The following is an 18,331-nucleotide window of genomic DNA, read 5'->3' on the forward strand; positions in this document are numbered from 1 at the left end:
ATCGGCTAAAGCCAAAAATGAATCAATCGCTAATACCTGTAATTCTCGCCGGTGGTAAAGGGGAACGCTTCTGGCCCCTCAGCCGCAAGCACCGACCCAAGCAGTTTTTAAGTTTGGATGGCAGCGGCAAGAGTTTGCTGCAAGCGACTGCTGACCGATTGTTGTCTCTGGCTGGAGGCTGGGAGAAGCTATGGGTCGTGACTTCGGCTGTGCTGGCAGATGGGGTGAAAGAACAACTGCCCCAGCTATCAGTAGAAAATTTGCTCGTTGAACCAGAGGGGCGCGATACTGCCCCAGCCGTCGCTTGGACAACGCTGGAAATTGCCAAGCGGTATGGAGAAAAGGCTGTTGTGGGCTTTTTCCCTGCGGACCACTGGATTGCTGACGAGAAGGCTTTTCAACAAACTCTGGAAGCCGGTGCAGGTTTGGCAGCAACTCAGCCGTCGATTGTGACGTTGGGGATTAAGCCGAATTATCCATCTACGGGCTATGGTTACATTGAGCAAGGGGAAGAAATTGGCAAGTTTGGGGAATTTCCCGCCTACCGCGTCAGCCGATTCACGGAAAAACCCGACCGCCCGACGGCGGAGGAGTTTCTGGCAACGGGTCGATTCAGCTGGAACAGCGGAATGTTCATTTTCCAAGCTGGGGTAGTGCTAGATGAACTTCGCACTTACGCGCCGGAAATGATGAATCTTCTCGAAGAAAAAGGTGTCGAAGCTTATTCTCAGATGCCGAAGAAGAGTATTGACTATGCGCTGATGGAGAAGACGCAGCTAGCTTATGTGCTGCCAGTGTCTTTCGGTTGGGATGATTTGGGAGATTGGAACGCCATCGAACGATTGCTGAAAGGGGATAAGCCCAACGTGGAACTGGCGACTCATGTGGGAATGGATACGCAAGGGGCGATTCTCTACGCCGAGGGTGAGGATGAGGTAATTGTGACGATTGGGATGGAGGATGTGGTGATTGTGCGCGATCGCAATGTTACCCTGATTGTCAAAAAAGACCGCACCCAAGAAATCAAAAAGGTTCTTGAGTTGCTACGGGCTGACCCCAATCTAGAAAAGTTGCTGTAATCTACCCTCCAAGGGAAGGCAGAAGTTGGAAGTATGAAGTATTAATAATAAGGATGATTGCTAATGGCGAATTGCTAATTGTTCAAGAGCCATTAGCCATACTTCCATAACTCCATAATTTCATTCGCAAAACCCGTGTTTTCCTTAACCCAAACCACTTCTCGCCAGAGAGAAATCCTTGAAGTCGTCTTCCGCAACGGTTGGGACTACATGAGACGGCTCTTGACTGGCGGCAAAGCTGATGAACCGAGACTGCCGACCCCCGCCGTCCTCCGCAACATCTTAGTGGATTTGGGGCCGGTCTATGTCAAGCTGGGACAACTGCTCTCGACTCGCCCTGACTTACTCTCGGCGGACTACATTGAAAAACTGTCAACGCTTCAATCTGAGGTGCCGCCGGTACCCTGGTCAGAGGTGGAAGTGGTGATTCGGAAGCAATTAGACCGTCCAATGGAGGAAGTTTTCAGCACCATCAACCCGGTGGCAGTTGCCGCTGGTTCAATTGCTCAGACTCATCGAGCTACTTTAGCAGATGGGCGGGAAGTGGCTCTGAAGGTGCAGCGACCTGGAATTGATGCGATTATCTCTCAAGATATTTCCATCATTAAAGGTTTAGCAGATTTAGTTGCTCGCACCGATATTGGGCCAGATATTGATATTGTCGCTTTAGCTGACGAATTTTCTAATGCTTTGCTGGCTGAGCTTGATTTTATCCAAGAAGCCAACTTCACCAACCAGCTGCGCCGCAATTTATCTACCAGTCGCTGGTTTGACCCGAAGCAGGTGGTAATTCCGGAAATTATTTGGCAGTTAACCACCCAAAAGCTATTGGTGCTGGAGTGGCTAGATGGGGTGCCGCTGTTAGAGGCGAATTTCGAGCAAATCAACGACGGTAAAAGCCCCAGCGACCAGCGGCGAGACATCACTCGGCTACTGTGTCGCGTTTTCTTTCAGCAGTTGTATATTGACGGCTTCTTTCATGCTGACCCGCATCCGGGCAATATTTTTTATCTGAGAGATGGTCGCGTAGCGCTGCTTGACTTTGGGATGATTGGGCGACTAGACCCCCGCACTCAGCAGATTTTAACAGAGATGCTGTTAGCGATCGCCAATATTGATGCCCGTCGCTGTAGTCAGTTGACTTTGCAATTAGCTGAATCGGCTCACCCGGCAAATTTGGCGAAGTTAGAAACTGACTTTGACAAGCTGTTGCGAAAATATTACAACCTGAGTCTGGCGCAAATCAATTTGAGTCAAGTTTTTTATGAAGTGTTGCAAATCGCCCGCGACAATAAAATCCGGTTGCCTAGCAACATGGGTTTATATTCAAAAACTCTAGCGAATTTGGAGGGCACAGGGCATTTATTTGACCCAGAGTTGAATCTCATCGAGGAAATTAAGCCATTGATGACCGATTTATTCCGGCGTCAACTATTCGGAGATGACCCGGTGCAAGCTTTGCTGAGAACAGCTTTAGATATCAAAAGTTTGTCTTTGGAATCTCCCCGCCAAGTGGAGTTGCTGCTCGAAAGAATCACTACTGAAACTTTGAAGTGGAATATAAAGATGCCAGACATCATTCCATTCCGTCGCAGTTTGGAGAATTCTGCTAACCGCCTTTCCTTCAGTGTTGTAGTGGGTTCGCTGATTATCGGGGCGGCAATTATCTCCAGCAACGCTCAAACCGGCGGTGGGCTATCTTTGTTAAGCAATGGTCTATTTGCTGCTGCTAGTTTCTTAGGGTTGTGGTTAATTGTTAGTATCCTACGTTCTGGACGTTTGAAGTGATGGAACTATTGTACGGAAAATAAACTTTTTTAATATGTTCCTGTTCACAATTCAAATAAGATTGCTGTAGAAGGCTGCTACACTTCCTAGAGAGAAAGATTTTTGTTCGGCTCAAGGAATGTGTTGACCAAAATAAAATGCTCCCCCCTTTTATTCGGCATCTTCCTGGTGTCGCTGGCGCTACGTGTCTGTGCAATTACCGTTCCCATCAATTCCGATGAACAGTTGTGGATGACTCGCGGTAGCAGCTTTATACAGAACTTACTGGAGGGAGATTTAACCGGCACCTATCGCCGTCATCATCCAGGCGTCACCAATATGTGGGTGATTGGCAGCAGTATGTTAGTGAATTGTCTGTTGAACCAGCAGTTCCCAGGTTTGCTAGGTCTGAATCAGCCACTAGACCTGAATGCCTGCTTAAACCAAGTTCATCCCATCATCTTCTACGTGCTGCCACGCTTGCTACAGGCAGCGATCGCTTCAGGGTGTATGGTGGGTTTTTATATCCTCACGAAGCGGCTGTTGGGGCAATCCGTGGCGCTATGCTCTCTTAGCCTACTGCTACTAGAACCCTTCTTTTTAGCTTATCAGCGCTACCTCACGACTGACGCGCTAATGGCTGATTTTAGTATTTTGGCATTGCTACTATTTTTACTTTACTTGCGGCGCTATCATCGCCACTTGCTTGTCGCCTCTGGGGTATTTATGGGACTGGCGACAGCTACAAAAGTGACGGCTCTATTTATCTTGCCAGCTGTTGCCCTCTGGATCGTGGTGATTGAGTTGGGAATCTGGCGAACTAGCTTTCCTCCCAGGGGTTGGAAGCAGCAGTTGGCGGATCTCAGATGGTGGGGATTGAGCCTTTTAGGGACAATCGTTCTGATTTGGCCTGCAATGTGGGTGTCACCCTCTTATGTTGTGGCTCAGATTTATAAAGGTCTGTTACAAGAGTCTAGCAGAGGCTTACTTTTCTTTTTAGGGCAAATAACTGATTCGCCAGGACTACTTTTTTATCCGCTGGTGCTAGCGTATCGTCTCTCACCCGTGCTGCAAGTGGGGTTGCTGGCATTTTTAACAATATTGCTAATCCCCAAGCTGCGGCGTCACCACAAGAAAATCCCGGAACTAACGGCACTCGCTTTAGTACCCTTGTGCGTGCTGCTTATCCTCTCAGCCAGCGACAGTAAGATTGACCGTTACATTAATCTTTTCTTGCCAGTACTAGCACTGCTATCTGCGGTTGGCTGGCTAGAAATGGTAGTTTGGGTCGGACGCGGCGCGGAGGCACTGCGGCGTCGCTTCGGGAAGCATCACATCGGTAAATGGCGAATCCACCGAGGCGTAACCACAGCTACTGCGCTTTTCCTGTTGCAGCTTATCGTCCTTATCCCCTACTACCCTTACTACCTGAGCTATTACAACCCTTTGCTGGGGGGTTCGCGTGCTGCCAAACATATATTTATGATCGGTCAAGGCGAGGGTCTCGACTTAGCGGCTAAATGGTTGAATCAGTCACCCAATGCTAAACAAATCGTAGCAGCCAGTTGGTCTGGGTCGGCTTTTGCCGCCTATTTCCAAGGTCAAACGATATCAATCCACAAGTACGTCGAACCCGAACAACCCTGGACAAAGGCTAATCGCATAGTGTTGTACTACAACCAATTCCAGCGTCAGTTGCCAGAGCCAAAGATGCTCGCTTACTTTGCCGCGCAGCAACCTTTGCACACCGTGCGGCTACACGATATTGATTATGCGCGAATTTATCCTGGCCCAGTGCCTTTATCTGAGGATTTAGAACGCATCCAGGTTCCTCTCAAACTGTCTTTTGGTGAGCAAGTGCAATTGCTCGGTTATGAACTGAATCAATCTAAACTCTCGTCCGGTGAGGAGCTTTTAGTCACATTCTACTGGAAATTTTTAGCACCACTCCCGCCAGATTTCACGATTGGCATCGGTCTGCGCGACGCTCAAGGAAACCTTCAAAACCGTTCGGATGCACGTCCGGTGGATGGCTATTTTGCAACAGATAAGGTCACTTCAGGTACATTCTTACGCGATGTTCATAAGCTTACAGTTGCACCCGGTACACCAGCCAATCGCTACCGTCTTGAAGTAAGTTGGTACTCGTCCAGCAACGGACAAGCATTGCCAGTACGCAATGAATCTGGCAATTCCCAAGGAACCCAAGCAGTGATTGGTGAAGTTGAAGTGGTCAGGTTAACCTAGTTATAAAATTGTAATTTCACTTAGATTTTGGGCAATGGAGTTAAGCTCGGTTTTGTGACCTTAGTTTCTAATTTTTTCCAATTCACTCGCTGATAATCGGTAAATCTTGGCGACTACTCTTCCATTATTTAAATAAGTTTTGACAGGTTCATGCTTACTTTCCCAAAAGCTGGGTTCTTTCTCTAACATTCTTTCGTTTCGACTTTGCGGTTTTTTAATATAAATTAGATAAGTGTAACCCGACAATTGAGCTGCATCTGCTTCTAATTCCATATTTTTTAAATTTGCAGGTACATAATAGCTGGCAATACTTTTTTTCTCATTTGTCAGGTAATATCCGTTTTCCTCTAATGTTTGAAAATACGTACCAATTTCTTCCCAATGCCGATAATAGGGAAATCCAAATGAACTCTGATTGTGTTTTTTGGGCAATTCCAGCATCAAAAATCTCTTGTCTTCCCAAGCATACTCTCTTGTGTTATCTACAAATACTACATGAGATAAGGAAAACAGTAATAAAAAAATGATTAATTTTAAATACCAGTTATTAATAAATTTTAATTTAGTTTGATTCTTTTCTATTAAAACATCCAAATTTTCCAAACCATAGGAAATTAAAATACAAAGAGGTATTATATAAGTATAAATATGGGTTCCCGGTTGGCTTATTAAGACTTCCATAGCAAAGAAGGGAAACAAAAACCATGCCAGCAGTGGTAATTTTTCTTTGAATCTAGATAAAGATAAAAAAGCTAATATGGCATACAGGTAGATAACAAAGATTGGATTATAGAGTTTGAAGGTACTGATTGAACTGCCGGTTCTGCTACTTATTCTGTTTGACCAATATTCTTTTGTAGATTCCGATATCGAGAAGAAAAAAGGAACATAAAATACAGCCAAAATGGCTAAGAATATAGCTAAAGAAAAAGCCAAATGCTTCATTTTTATAGATTTTATCAAAGGAAAATTAGTATCCTTATACCACCTATACAGAAGATAAAGAACAAATGGTGCTATAAAGATTCCATCGAAATGTGTAAGAATAGAAATTCCCCAAAAAGTTGCTCCTAGATAAAGACCGGAAATTTTCCATGTTTTGTTTTTGGTAGATAAGGATAAAAAATATAACGTTAAAATCGAAAATAAAATAACGAATGATTGGTATTGAACAATCCTGGCAAAGGCGACGAATAGACCGTTTAGAGCCATGAACAGCGCCGAATAAAGCGCAATTCTTTTTCCAAGTTCTAGTTTTACAAACTTATAGAAGAAATAGACAGCGCCTATTCCTGCTAAAGCAAAAGGCAATCTTACAAAAAATTCATTATCATAAGCAAAATTAAATAATTTAATAATATAAGTAACCAAAAATTGAACAGGCCCTTTTCTTTGATTCAGCAAAAAATTAGAAATTTCTTGTCCCGCTTGGGGTCGGTATAATGCCCTTATTTCATCTCCTTGGTAATCTGAATAACCTAAATTAATTAATCTTAACCATATAGTGACAAGTATTAAATAAATAAAAGGTAAAGCATTTTTTAGCTTTTTCATCTTGCCGTGCCGCTTAAACTTTTAGCTAAATGGGGGATATTTCTAAATATGTAATAATAAGTCTGTTCACTCGTGACAAGTTAACATAATGATGGCGCGAGGTATATCGGTAAGTAAGGTAATAAATCAAACAACCGGACACGCCGACAAAAAACTTTGACAATTCCTCACTTTTGATTTTCAGAGGAAGGACAAGTATAAAACTAAAGTGGTGGCTTGACTCAAACACAAGCTGGGTAAAAGTAACACAGACCTCAAAACACCTACTTTTGTGGAAATGCGATTCAAGAGAAGAACTAACTCCAAAGTAATCGCGCAAGCGTATCAGTTAGCGCCACGGAATGCACGAGCTTCGCATCTCTCACGTCGAGCCAAACTGAGTATAACAGCTAAGTGACCCAGATTGGTAATTTCATCCCGTTGAGGGAACTTGTCTAAGTTAATAAATTCTCCGGTAGCTTAACAATGTATAAACTTTCTTTTATTTCCCCAATCAATAGCGGAATTTTTCCAATTCTCTGCTATGACTGCTGGCTATTTTAATGTTACTTTACTAATTATGAGCAAATTTAACAATGTTTTTTTTCACCTATTCATCATGTCGCTCTATGTTGGCTTTGTACTTGTCATCAGACCAGTCTATCAAGCTTTTGAATTTGATTATGATGAGGGATTAAACTTAATCAAGGCATTTTTATACTCGCAAGGCTTTTCTCTATATACGCAGATATGGAGCGATCAACCACCTCTATTCACAGTTTTATTATCGTACTGGTTTAATATATTTGGATATTCAGTTTTTGCTGCACGCTTGTTGGTTATACTCTTCTCAGCACTTCTAATCTGGTCTTTTTATCAAATTCTACGCCTCTCTTTAGGAATAATACCTGCTATTGTCGCTACACTATTACTCTTCACTTCATGGCTATTTGTTAGACTCAGCATTTCCGTGATGATTGGTATTCCCTCTTTATCGCTGGCAATGCTCTCTATTTATTTGCTAACTCTCTACAAACGGCACCTTCGTAAACGTTTCATTATTTTATCAGGAGCCGTTCTAGCAGTATCCTTGCAAACGAAACTATTTACTATATTTCTGATTCCTTTAATGCTTTTTTATCTGCTAGATTTTAAACGGCGAGAACCGGAGAAAAGTAAATTAAAAGACTCTCTTTCGTCTTCCGTTTTCTCTCCCCTAATTTTATGGTTAATTGTTCTTGCAGTTAGTTATCTAGGGATTGGTTTTGTTTTTCAAGCTTTTAATTATGAACAGCTAGTTCAAGCACACTTGGGAGAGAGAGTTCAAGATAAATCAACAAACTTTAATAATATTGAAAATTTACCTTATTTTCTTCATCAAGACTATGACTATGTGTTTTTGGCGTTTATCGGTAGTTTAGCAATTTTATTTAAAAAACAAAGAGAAGGAATTTTTCCTTTAACATGGCTGGTGACTGCTAGCCTAATTCTCCTCAAGCATAAACCTGTTTGGTATCACTACTATCCTTTACTGGCGATTCCCATCTGCTGGTTAGCTGCCTATGGAGTTGATTTAGTAATTAATTTATTTCCAAAAGGGTGGAATTCTAATCTAAAATCGCTAAACTTCAAAAAGCTAATTTTTCCCATCTTAGCAACAGCACTTCTCATTGTGTCCATGATTGCGATTCCTGCTAAGCCTAAAGGAAAACCACCCAAAAGTCTTGAAGTTATGAATCTAGTGTTGAAACACAAGGATTCTACTCAATGGATATTCACAGATCGTCCGATTTACGCATTTTATGCGGGTTTGCCGGTTCCTCCGGAAATTGCCGTCATGTCAGACAAACGATTTCGATCGGGAAATTTAACTTTCGATGATATCATTGCTGTTTTGAAAAAATATCGTCCCGAACAAATTGTCCTGGCAAGATGGATTCAAACATTTAAGAATAACAATCAATTCAGGACTTATCTCGACGAAAATTACTCAAAAACTTATGAAGATGAAAAAGGGACGGTGGAACATTATTTATTGAAGGAATCTTCCAGGTAGGAAAATTGCGACTGTTGATCTAAAAGAGATGATAGTGGATTCCCGGACGCGATCGCTTTCTTTTTTTTTCCGTGCTACCTTACTATTAGCGAGTCGAAAGGCAACCGATGACTGCCCTTATCCTAAATTTAAGCCCCGCCATTGAGTTAACAGATGAGCAGTTCTTCCAACTGTGTCTGAATAACCGGGATTTGCGTCTTGAGCGCACGGCTGAAGCAGAATTAATTATTATGCCACCGACGGGATGGGGAAGCGGAAACCGCAATGGGAGACTGACGCAACGTTTAGGCAATTGGACAGACGCAGATGGTACAGGGTTGGCTTTTGACTCTTCAACAGGTTACAAGCTTCCCAATGGTGCAAACCGTTCTCCTGATGCTTCCTGGGTGTCGCGGGAACGATTAGAAGCCCTGAACCCAGATCCGGAAAGATTTCTCCCAATGGCTCCCGATTTTGCTGTAGAATTGCGCTCTGCTACTGACAGCTTAAAGACAGCGCAACGCAAAATGCAGGAATATATTGATAACGGTGTGCGTTTGGGCTGGCTAATCGATCCTCAAAATCAACGGGTGGAAATTTATCGCCAAGCGCAGGATGTCGAGGTATTGCAATCTCCAACTAGCTTGTCAGGTGAGGATGTTTTACCTGGATTTGTGCTGGATTTGACGCAGATTTTGAATTAAGCGATCGCTCTGTTTCAATGTCTTTTAACTTGACAAATTTCAATTTTGCCGCATTTCCTGGGCGGTGATACCGGAAGCGGTGTTATTGGCATATTGTATATATTGCTCGATGTAGAAGTCTGCGGTGTGTTTGATGCCTTGCACTGAGTCGCGATCGCTACCGTGTTTAATTACTGGAACTTTGCCATAAGGCGAGACATCCGCAAACCACTCTGGCTTATTGTGCAAATCAATCTCGGTTAGTTTAAAGTCTACACCCTTCTCAAGAAGCGTCAGCCGCGTCCGATGGGCATAAGGACACACGGTTGCGCTATAGATTTCTACTTCAGCCATGACTTTATCCTTCGCTAGTTATAGCTTGATTGTCACCTCTGGAGGCTGAGTTTGTGGGTGGTTGGAGAGGATGCGATCGCTGACGCATTGCGAAGGATTGTAGCATAGGTATACAAGGCTAATTCAGAAAGCGGAATTTTGTTGAAATTTACTTCCTCCTCTTACCAGTATTCAAGAAATATCTTTAGCCAAGATTTTAGTGTCTGAGCACGTCGTTTAACTGTATCTTCTGAAAGTGACGGACACACTTCCATTAAGAACTCAGCCGCTGTCTCAGGTCGAATCTCTGAAAGATTGTGTGCATCTTGCCAGTTAAACCATGCCGCCCCAACGTTTGATGATATAAATTGGTAAGCCAGGAATCTCATTTTTGCTTCTCTTGACAGACGGTTAAGCATAAAACAGGTGGTGGTTGGTCGCCCACGTTCATCTGCAAGACCAAGAATTTCTACTGCTCTTCGATAGTAAGAAAAGGATCTGTTGGTAATATCATCTGTCTCTAAGAAATTTTGTCGGATAGTTGGTAGAGACGATGGATATTGAATCAATAGGGATGCGAAATCTAAAACTCGTTCAAGGTTATCAGCCTGGGGAACGTCACGAGAGAGAACCCTAATATTGTGCTGAAGAGGCTCTTCAAAACTGAGAATATCTATATCTTCTGTAGAGATAGATCTAACAAAGCGCAATTCTGGCTCATTAGTAGAAACAGCTAGATCTACTCGAAGATCGTCTTCTTTGAGTCTTGTTACGCACTCTCGCCAGCTATTAGCCAGAGATGAGTTGGTTTCATTCTCTTGATATTCTGTTGAGGAAAGAGATTTGATAGCCGTTGCAAGCGACGTTGATTGATTAGAATTGAGACTTATATGAAGAATCTGTATCCATGAACCTTGTAATCCATGTACAGGTGTAAATGTAGGAGGTTCTTTTATTTTTAACATATCTGCAACTTCCTGAAATAAGCGCTCTAACTTGTCAATTGCACTAGCACCGACTGACCAAAAGTTGTTCTCTTTAGGTTTAGCAGCAATCCGAACGACAACTGATAGACCATCACCGCCAAGGATTGTTCCAAGTGCTGCAAGAGATGAAGTAATTAGTCGAGATATATTCTCTTTTGTCCTTGAAGATTCTTTTGAGCCTATATCAGAATTCAAGATTTTATTAGTATCAATTTTTCTTAGCAATTCACCCGCCGCAGACCAAATACGTTCATCAGAATATTTCATATCATCTGCTGATTGAAAGAATGTATTCAATCCTTCCGCCCATTCGTCTTTTAGCTCCAAATCATCTACCTTATCCAGCACCGACTTAGTAAGAGATTTAAGCTCTCTAAGTTGCTTCTTTGTACGAGGAGCTTTTGCATAACTCTCTCCCCAAGTGGCGATGAAATCTAGAGTTTGTTCAGCAATAAGTTGACTTCCTTCAGAAAGGCTCATCTTAAAAAAAGAGTCTAGTGCAGGAGTAAGTATGGCAAAAATAGGTAATTCCCAATTCTCCACATAACAGGTAAGCCCAAGAATACTGATTCTTGATGGACTATTAGCAGTGATGTCTGCTCTTGATAATACTGCTGCGAGAAGTACCCAGATTGCGTCAATATTGACTTCCCGATCTCTCTTAAGAAGTTCACGTCCCAATGCTCCTAAGCCTATTTCTAAAGCGTTCTGCGATCCCAGAGCAAGTAGTGCAGCAAAATCTCGAATACTGGCATCCGCTGCTTTCAGGTTACTGAGAGTTTTTGCAACTTCTTCTCTGGCTCCGTCGGTATTGTCGGAGTCTAAAAATTGCTTTACCGTGGCAAGGATAGTTGTCATTCTACTTTTTTCAAAGGGACAAAGGTGAGACCACTCACAATCTCAATGTCAACACGAACACTGTTATACTTACGCCTATCACGCTTAGGATCTTGAAATGAGTGGGGCTGCGTTTCAGGCCCGACACCACCTTGCTCACTCGCCTGCTTAACAAAACGTCTAGCTTTAGCAAAGGGGATTTTGCGTAGTGCTTTTTGAGGCTCACTGCACTGTCCTTCAATCTTAGCAAGAAATGATAAGCCATCTTGATCGGTAACAGGGTTGTTTTGTGCCCAAGGGTGGCTGTAGCCACCATCTTGCTGGATATCTTCCCCTTGAGCTTGTACTCTCCCACGATATGGATATGGTGCTTGCGAACTAGACATATCAACCCCTCAAACCTGGCTAATTGACTAAGTACATATCGTCACAAACAAACCGACAATTCTTCATCAAGTTTGTTGTGTACAGGATTTTGGGGTCAGAATGAATGTATTCTCGCCAGTCCATTTTTTCTTATGCTCAAGAGTCAATTCTGCTCTTAATTTTAACTTTATGCCGAGTGCCAATTTATCTGTCTTTTTGATAGAATATTGTCCTCTCTATTCTGGTGCCTAGAATAGAGAGGAGTGCGATCGTACTTCTCAATTCTTTGCAAAAATTCATCCTAGTGCGGTCGCTTCACTCCCGTAGGATGGGTTGAGGCACGAAACCCATCATCACCAACCCCAAGCGATCACCCGCTCTTTTATCTGAGCTAAACAGGCGATGCTCTTACCTATCAATTCTCGGATTTCTCCTGATGTCAGCGCCATTTATCTATGAACGTCCATGACGACAAACGAATGAATACTTAGCATAGGTAGTTGCTTTTACCTATAAATATTGAGTGAAGATAGCCCATTAAAAAATAAAGTTTTAGTAAAGATAGCCTTTTAATTGAAAGTAGCTTCGTTTTACTAAGCTTATTCTATATTGATCGGCTTTCCCTAATAACTTGTAGCAGTTATGGAACAGTCAGCCCTTTGATATAAATAACAATACACTCTTGAGATAGAGCCGTTGGTGCGATCGCAGAAGTTATTCTGAAAACAATTCAAGCGGAAGTAGCAAATCAAACTACAACAAAGCTAAGAATTCTTTTTTGAAAGAAAGTGCTTCACGCATACAGACTTTCAAAGTTCTAATTTATTTACATTTTTTTGGGAGTTTATCAACAGCTATGGCTAATCAAAATGATTACCGTGAAGTTCGTCAGGATTCTTACAATGACGCTAACGGTCATACTCACACCAACGTAACGAAAACAGAAAGAACAGTTAATAATGGCTTTGCTAAGCCTAACTCTGACTCCTACCAGGATGGTTACGTTAGCGGTCGAGTCTCCGAGCGCAGCTACCAAGAAGAGAATTTAGCTGTTCGGGATAACAACAATGCGGCGAGTGGCTTGGTAATTGGCTTGCTCCTGACTTCGCTGGTGGGCTTGACTGCTGGGGCTTTGTTCTTTTTAAACCAACGGAATGAGGCACCCACTCCAGTTATCCCAAATATTGTGGTTCCTCAAAAACCAGATGCGAAGCCAGCTCCGGATGCGAAGCCAGCTCCGGAAGCGAAACAAGCTCCTAAAAAAGAAACCACGATCATTGAAAGAACCAGGGATGTTCTTGTTCCAGTTCCTCAACAGCAAGCTCCAGCACCTCAACAGCAAGCTCCGGCACCTAACATCAACATTACTGTGCCCAAAGCTGAGCCAAAGCAGCCTGAGGCTCAACAAGCACCTTCTACACAAACTGCTCCCACACAGTCCGAAAGTGAGAGCGATCGCACTCCGGCTCAAGACGAATCGAGTGCAACAGATCCCACATCCAGCAGTCAACAAAACCCTGCTGCCGATAGTCCGGAGGCTTCTGGTCAGTAACTAGCGATAAAAAAGCCGCGATCGTCCTACTTCAATTAACGGTTTGGATGAGAATAGCCTCAAAGCGAATAACTTTGAGGCTATTTCCTGTGTCGGGTAAAATACCCACCGAAAGAATGACAATCAAGCACTCGACACTCTATAGATCAATTCAATCGTGAAGACAAGTTTGTACGGATGGTAACACCCAGCCTACGTTACGCGACTCCAACTAACTTGGCGCTCAAATCCCACAGCTTTTGAGCTTTGTTATCATCGCTAGCTTCGTCAGAAACCTCTTGCACAAAAGACTGACGACCGGGTTTCTGGCGATTTCCCCAACTCCAATACATCCCAGATTCCTTGTATTCAGGATCGGCAACGATCGCGCCAACCCTTTCCCCTGCTAGCTCTTGAGACACGTATCCCCCGGTAATGTTCTTTTGGAACAGCGGGAAGATTTTCCGAAACAGAGGATAGTGGTTGCGGAACAGAGGTGTATCTGCAACGCATCCGGGATAGAGAGAGTTGAAGGTGATGCCTGTTGCAGAATGATAGCGCCGATGCAGTTCCCGCATGGTCAAAACATTGCAAAGTTTGCTATCTTTGTACGCTTTGCCGGGTTTAAACTTCTTGCCGTTAATCATCGAAATTGGCTCTTTGAAACCAGCTTCAAAGCCTTGGAGATTGCCTAAATCTGGAGGCGCTGGAATCGGAATCTTACCACCCAACTCCTTCGGATTGGCTGTCACGGTTCCCAAAATCACGAGTCTGCGATCTGGATAAGAGGACTTTTTCAGATCCTCCAACATCAGGTTGCACAAGAGGAAATGACCCAAGTGATTCGTCGCGACGCTCAGTTCATAACCTTCGGCGCTCCGCATTGGTTCTTTTAATAAAGGTAGATAAACTGCGGCGTTGCACACCAAAGCGTCCAGGGACTTGCCGCTGGCTCTGAAGTTATTCACAAACTGGCGAACGCTCTCTAAAGAGGCTAGGTCAATTTGCATGAGGGTGTAGCTGTCTTGGGGGATTTCCACCATTTCGGCAGCTTTTTGCCCCTTCTCCAAATCCCGACAAGCCATGACTACGTGCCATCCCCTTTTGGCAAGCGCTTTTGCACCGTACAAACCAACCCCTGAGGAGGCACCCGTGATTACAACCGTTGGCTTACGATTCTGTTCCATTCTGTGAGACTCTATTGACCATATTCACTTTCTCTAGGATCTCACGTCCCTGAACAAGTTAAAAACATAAGCATAAATGTCACGTAAAAGCAGGCAATAAACCCAAATAAGGGGTCAACTCAAATCGTTGAGGAGGTTTCCCCAGAGCCTTAACCATTCCTAAATCTCGATTTTCAGCCGCAGTTAAGGAAAATTGTAGGTTGGGTTGAGGAACGAAACCCAACATTTTTAGGATTTGGTTGGGTTTCGTTGCTACTGAGCTAGGATCTCACGTCCCTGAACAAGTTAAAAATATAAGCATAAATGTCACGTAAAAGCAGGCAATAAACCCAAATAAGGGGTCAACTCAAATCGTTGAGGAGGTTTCCCCAGAGCCTTAACCATTCCTAAATCTCGATTTTCAGCCGCAGTTAAGGAAAATTGTAGGTTGGGTTTCGTTCCTCAACCCAACCAAATCCTAAAAATGTTGGGTTTCGTTGCTCAACCCAACCTACTGAGCTACTGGGCTAAAAGATTTTTGGCGCTAACTGAACCGTATTGGGTTTCCGCAGAGCCATAACCACTCCTAAATCTCGATTTTCAGGCGCAGCTAAAGACAACACTGGGTCAGTCGCTAATGCATCGGCATCAGCCTGGTTGAGCCAAAGTAGCCGCGTGGTGAGCGAAATGATCGCGGATAAATGAGGCAATGAAATAGTAACTGTGATCGTAACCGGGTTGTTTGCGGAGAGTGAGGGGATGATTTACCTCTGCACAAGCTTGGGCAAAAATGTCGGGTTGCAATTGTTCGCCTAGAAATTGATCTGCATCTCCCTGATCGATCAAAATGGGCAATCTTTCTTGAGCAGATTTAATTAAATGCATCGGATCGTAAGCTAGCCAGTCAGATTTATTGTCGCCCAAATAATTCTGAAATGCTTTTTGTCCCCAAGGGACAAGGCTTGGGGTAACAATTGGAGAAAAGGCGGAGACACTTTTAAACATTCCGGGATTTTTCAGGGCGATCGCTAAGGCACCATATCCGCCCATTGAATGTCCGAAAATACCCCGAATTGCCATTACAGGGAAGTTAGCAGCGATCGCTTCCGGTAATTCTGAAACTACATAATCATACATCCGATAATGCTTTGCCCAAGGCATTTGCGTGGCATTGACATAGAATCCCGCACCTGTTCCCAAGTCCCAACTATCTTCCTCTCCAGGGACATTACAGCCGCGCGGACTGGTATCGGGAGCAACCACAATTACACCGTACTGAGCCGCAAATTGCTGCGAACCTGCTTTACTGATGAAATTTTGTTCTGTGCAGGTTAATCCACTCAACCAATAGAGTACCGGGCAAGATTGCGTTTCAGCCTGGGGAGGAAGATATACGCCAAAATTCATCTCGCTCTCAAGTACGGCAGAGTGATGCCGGTAGACAGATTGCCAGCCACCAAAACTCCGGTTGCGGCTGACTAAGGTGAGGTTTGTAGGGACGGGTTGGTTCATGACTGATAAACTAAGTCTCTAGTAGAGAATGACAGAACGAATACTCTTACCCGCGTGCATTAGATCAAACGCCGTGTTAATTTCCTCTAATGGCATCGTCTGAGTAATGAACGGATCGATCTGAATTTCGCCTGCGAGATACCTTTCTACATAGCCGGGGAGTTGCGATCGCCCTTTGACTCCTCCAAAGGCAGAACCCCGCCACACGCGCCCCGTAACCAGTTGGAATGGACGAGTGCTAATTTCTTCTCCTGCACCCGCAACCCCAATAATCGTTGATTCTCCCCAACCTTTATGGCAAGCTTCAAGGGCAGCCCGCATCAAATTGACATTGCCGATGCACTCAAATGTATAATCAGCACCGCCATCCGTGAGTTCGACAATCACTTGCTGAATTGGCTGGTTGTAGTCTTTGGGATTGATGCATTCCGTTGCGCCTAACTGCATTGCCAGTTCAAACTTGCTGGGATTGATATCTATGCCAATAATCCGCCCTGCTTGAGCCATTACGGCTCCCTGAACGACGCTTAACCCAATTCCCCCTAAACCAAACACTGCAACCGTTGAGCCTGGTTCCACTTTTGCCGTGTTCAATACAGCACCAATGCCTGTGGTAACGCCACATCCTAACAGACAGACTTTTTCTAACGGCGCATTTTTGTTGATTTTAGCGATCGCAATTTCGGGCAATACAGTGTATTCGCTGAACGTACTGGTGCCCATGTAGTGATAGATAGTTTCACCGTTTTTGCTAAATCGGCTGGTTCCATCGGGCATCAATCCTTTGCCTTGCGTGACGCGAATTGCCTGACACAGATTGGTTTTTCCAGATAGACAAAACTTGCATTGCCCGCACTCTGGCGTGTACAGCGGAATTACGTGATCGCCCGGTTGCACGCTGGTGACGCCAGCACCCACTTCCTCGACAATACCGCCGCCTTCATGCCCCAAAATAGTTGGGAAAATGCCCTCCGGATCTTTACCAGACAGCGTAAATGCATCCGTGTGGCAAACGCCTGTGGCAACAATCCGAACCATAACCTCTCCGGCTTTTGGTCCTTCCAGGTCAATTTCTTCAATTTCTAAGGGCTTGCCAGCATCAAGAGCGATCGCTGCGCGTGTTTTCATAGTGACTTCCTGCCAATGTTGCCTAGCACCCTATCATCCCGAACTTTGCCATAGATAGCGAGAGCTGTAATTCTTACTTTAGCGATCGCCGTTGGTTTCGCGGGTGAAAGTGACCCAGAAGTTTCAAAAATCCCTTTGCGATCGCCGGAGAGATGAGGATGAAGATTTCTCCGCCCAATGCGATCGCCACTTCTGTCGTCGATGCCCAAGCGCGAGTTTGACATCCACCTGTGGAGCGAGTAGATTAGGCTGCGGTTGTGCAAAAAACAAGTCTCGTTATCGTATCAATGGATTTCTGTTCTGCGCTGCTGAACTTATAGTTTGCTCAATTCTCTTCAACCTCGTCTCTGGACGTTTTGCACTATTAATCCAAAACAAAATATTCTTCTTTAATGAATTACTAAACGTCTCAAAATTCCGGTTTGCTGCTTCGTTTGCTTCCAAGGCTTGCTTTAAATCCATCGGAATAGTCAATGCTTCGATCTCGTCTAACGCAGTCCACGAGCCGTCTTGTTTCGCAGCATCAATCTTTTTAAAACCTACTTCAGTCATCAATCCTTGTTCGATGATTTCTTCAATATATTGTTTATTCAATTTTGACCATACGCTTTTTAGTTTTCGAGGCGTAAAGATTTGCATATAACGCTCTTCGTCCAAGGATTTGACTTTACTGTCAATCCAGCCAAAGCATAAGGCTTCTTTGACGGCTTCGTTGTATCGAACGCTCGGTTTACCGCTTTTGACTTTGTAGTAAATCAACCATATACCGGGCGAGGTGCGATGGTTTTTTTCCAACCATTCCCGCCAATATGTGCGATCGCTGGCATAAATAGTTTCTAGTTGGTCATCAAATTTCGGCATCACAGAAGATGGCAGACAATCTGAACCCTAAACATTAACAAATAACTTCAATATACCGTCCTTACCGATAACCGAACGCAGCCTAATGCCTCCACTTGCCGGACTTAGGATGAATGGCGCTGACGCAAGGAGAGGAGGAAATAAATTTCGAGAGCGAGAAGCTATGTCAAGCTAAAGCTTACTCGTAAGCCTTTGAACTGACATCTTGCACCAGTCACATTACCCGAAGAGGGGTTGTAAGAGCTTCAAAGGTGCGATCGCCAGTCC

14 protein-coding genes and 2 pseudogenes are annotated in these 18,331 nt (G+C 44.0%); 6 read left to right on the plus strand and 10 right to left on the minus strand.

Annotation, left to right across the window (positions count from 1 at the left end; all coding sequences use genetic code 11):
* Window positions 1-17: 17 nt before the first annotated feature.
* The 3 genes and pseudogenes from AC2VDX_RS10475 to AC2VDX_RS10485 form a co-directional block, all read left to right on the plus strand.
* Window positions 18-1,079, plus strand: a complete 1,062-nt coding sequence (locus tag AC2VDX_RS10475; protein ID WP_378179974.1) for a mannose-1-phosphate guanylyltransferase — start codon at window positions 18-20, stop codon at window positions 1,077-1,079.
* Between the two features lie 135 nt (window positions 1,080-1,214).
* Window positions 1,215-2,867 carry an ABC1 kinase family protein gene (locus AC2VDX_RS10480; RefSeq protein ID WP_378179971.1) on the plus strand — a complete coding sequence of 551 codons (1,653 nt, stop codon included), beginning with the start codon at window positions 1,215-1,217 and terminating at the stop codon, window positions 2,865-2,867.
* Window positions 2,868-3,206: 339 nt separating this feature from the next.
* Window positions 3,207-3,638 (plus strand): annotated as a pseudogene (locus AC2VDX_RS10485) (glycosyltransferase family 39 protein); the annotation flags it as partial.
* Between the two features lie 1,515 nt (window positions 3,639-5,153).
* Here the strand turns inward: AC2VDX_RS10485 and AC2VDX_RS10490 are convergent.
* Window positions 5,154-6,647, minus strand: a complete 1,494-nt coding sequence (locus tag AC2VDX_RS10490; RefSeq protein ID WP_378179968.1) for an ArnT family glycosyltransferase — start codon at window positions 6,645-6,647, stop codon at window positions 5,154-5,156.
* A gap of 523 nt (window positions 6,648-7,170) precedes the next feature.
* Between AC2VDX_RS10490 and AC2VDX_RS10495 the strand changes: the two genes are divergently transcribed.
* Window positions 7,171-8,682: an ArnT family glycosyltransferase gene (locus AC2VDX_RS10495; protein WP_378179965.1), complete on the plus strand. Its 1,512-nt coding sequence runs from the start codon at window positions 7,171-7,173 to the stop codon at window positions 8,680-8,682.
* A 107-nt stretch (window positions 8,683-8,789) separates the two neighbouring features.
* A complete protein-coding gene (locus AC2VDX_RS10500; RefSeq protein ID WP_378179962.1) occupies window positions 8,790-9,365 on the plus strand; it encodes a Uma2 family endonuclease in 576 nt (191 codons plus the stop codon).
* Between the two features lie 150 nt (window positions 9,366-9,515).
* Here AC2VDX_RS10500 and AC2VDX_RS10505 read toward each other — a convergent pair.
* The 3 genes and pseudogenes from AC2VDX_RS10505 to AC2VDX_RS10515 all read right to left on the minus strand — a co-directional run.
* Window positions 9,516-9,698 (minus strand): annotated as a pseudogene (locus tag AC2VDX_RS10505) (glutathione S-transferase N-terminal domain-containing protein); the annotation flags it as partial.
* A gap of 161 nt (window positions 9,699-9,859) precedes the next feature.
* A complete protein-coding gene (locus AC2VDX_RS10510; protein WP_378179959.1) occupies window positions 9,860-11,521 on the minus strand; it encodes a hypothetical protein in 1,662 nt (553 codons plus the stop codon).
* Window positions 11,518-11,886 carry a hypothetical protein gene (locus tag AC2VDX_RS10515; RefSeq protein ID WP_378179956.1) on the minus strand — a complete coding sequence of 123 codons (369 nt, stop codon included), beginning with the start codon at window positions 11,884-11,886 and terminating at the stop codon, window positions 11,518-11,520. The genes AC2VDX_RS10510 and AC2VDX_RS10515 overlap by 4 nt, the downstream gene beginning before the upstream one ends.
* A gap of 836 nt (window positions 11,887-12,722) precedes the next feature.
* Here AC2VDX_RS10515 and AC2VDX_RS10520 point away from each other — a divergent pair.
* Window positions 12,723-13,418: a hypothetical protein gene (locus AC2VDX_RS10520; RefSeq protein ID WP_378179953.1), complete on the plus strand. Its 696-nt coding sequence runs from the start codon at window positions 12,723-12,725 to the stop codon at window positions 13,416-13,418.
* A 197-nt stretch (window positions 13,419-13,615) separates the two neighbouring features.
* Here AC2VDX_RS10520 and AC2VDX_RS10525 read toward each other — a convergent pair whose 3' ends face one another.
* The 6 genes from AC2VDX_RS10525 to AC2VDX_RS10550 form a co-directional block, all read right to left on the minus strand.
* Window positions 13,616-14,584, minus strand: a complete 969-nt coding sequence (locus AC2VDX_RS10525) for a protochlorophyllide reductase (RefSeq protein ID WP_378179951.1) — start codon at window positions 14,582-14,584, stop codon at window positions 13,616-13,618.
* A 79-nt stretch (window positions 14,585-14,663) separates the two neighbouring features.
* Entirely contained in the window at window positions 14,664-14,810 is a 147-nt protein-coding gene (locus AC2VDX_RS10530; protein ID WP_486928153.1) for a hypothetical protein, read from the minus strand.
* 401 nt (window positions 14,811-15,211) lie between these two features.
* On the minus strand, window positions 15,212-16,075 hold the full coding sequence (fghA, locus tag AC2VDX_RS10535) for an S-formylglutathione hydrolase (RefSeq protein ID WP_378179948.1): 864 nt from the start codon (window positions 16,073-16,075) through the stop codon (window positions 15,212-15,214).
* 18 nt (window positions 16,076-16,093) lie between these two features.
* Window positions 16,094-17,203: an S-(hydroxymethyl)glutathione dehydrogenase/class III alcohol dehydrogenase gene (locus AC2VDX_RS10540; protein ID WP_378179946.1), complete on the minus strand. Its 1,110-nt coding sequence runs from the start codon at window positions 17,201-17,203 to the stop codon at window positions 16,094-16,096.
* Window positions 17,200-17,427: a hypothetical protein gene (locus AC2VDX_RS10545; RefSeq protein ID WP_378179943.1), complete on the minus strand. Its 228-nt coding sequence runs from the start codon at window positions 17,425-17,427 to the stop codon at window positions 17,200-17,202. Before AC2VDX_RS10545 ends, AC2VDX_RS10540 begins: the two co-directional genes overlap by 4 nt.
* 52 nt (window positions 17,428-17,479) lie before the next feature.
* Window positions 17,480-18,064, minus strand: a complete 585-nt coding sequence (locus AC2VDX_RS10550; protein WP_378179940.1) for a YdeI/OmpD-associated family protein — start codon at window positions 18,062-18,064, stop codon at window positions 17,480-17,482.
* Window positions 18,065-18,331 lie beyond the last annotated feature (267 nt).

Source organism: Coleofasciculus sp. H7-1 (assembly GCF_057473865.1).

What these genes read in the sequence shown, in the direction of transcription:
- AC2VDX_RS10475 (WP_378179974.1), top strand. Translation starts at nt 18, where the DNA reads ATGAATCAATCGCTAATACCTGTAATTCTCGCCGGTGGTAAAGGGGAA.
- AC2VDX_RS10490 (WP_378179968.1), bottom strand. Translation starts at nt 6,647, where the DNA reads ATGAAAAAGCTAAAAAATGCTTTACCTTTTATTTATTTAATACTTGTC.
- AC2VDX_RS10495 (WP_378179965.1), top strand. Translation starts at nt 7,171, where the DNA reads ATGACTGCTGGCTATTTTAATGTTACTTTACTAATTATGAGCAAATTT.
- AC2VDX_RS10500 (WP_378179962.1), top strand. Translation starts at nt 8,790, where the DNA reads ATGACTGCCCTTATCCTAAATTTAAGCCCCGCCATTGAGTTAACAGAT.
- AC2VDX_RS10510 (WP_378179959.1), bottom strand. Translation starts at nt 11,521, where the DNA reads ATGACAACTATCCTTGCCACGGTAAAGCAATTTTTAGACTCCGACAAT.
- AC2VDX_RS10515 (WP_378179956.1), bottom strand. Translation starts at nt 11,886, where the DNA reads ATGTCTAGTTCGCAAGCACCATATCCATATCGTGGGAGAGTACAAGCT.
- AC2VDX_RS10520 (WP_378179953.1), top strand. Translation starts at nt 12,723, where the DNA reads ATGGCTAATCAAAATGATTACCGTGAAGTTCGTCAGGATTCTTACAAT.
- AC2VDX_RS10525 (WP_378179951.1), bottom strand. Translation starts at nt 14,584, where the DNA reads ATGGAACAGAATCGTAAGCCAACGGTTGTAATCACGGGTGCCTCCTCA.
- AC2VDX_RS10530 (WP_486928153.1), bottom strand. Translation starts at nt 14,810, where the DNA reads ATGTTGGGTTTCGTTCCTCAACCCAACCTACAATTTTCCTTAACTGCG.
- fghA (WP_378179948.1), bottom strand. Translation starts at nt 16,075, where the DNA reads ATGAACCAACCCGTCCCTACAAACCTCACCTTAGTCAGCCGCAACCGG.
- AC2VDX_RS10540 (WP_378179946.1), bottom strand. Translation starts at nt 17,203, where the DNA reads ATGAAAACACGCGCAGCGATCGCTCTTGATGCTGGCAAGCCCTTAGAA.
- AC2VDX_RS10545 (WP_378179943.1), bottom strand. Translation starts at nt 17,427, where the DNA reads ATGTCAAACTCGCGCTTGGGCATCGACGACAGAAGTGGCGATCGCATT.
- AC2VDX_RS10550 (WP_378179940.1), bottom strand. Translation starts at nt 18,064, where the DNA reads ATGCCGAAATTTGATGACCAACTAGAAACTATTTATGCCAGCGATCGC.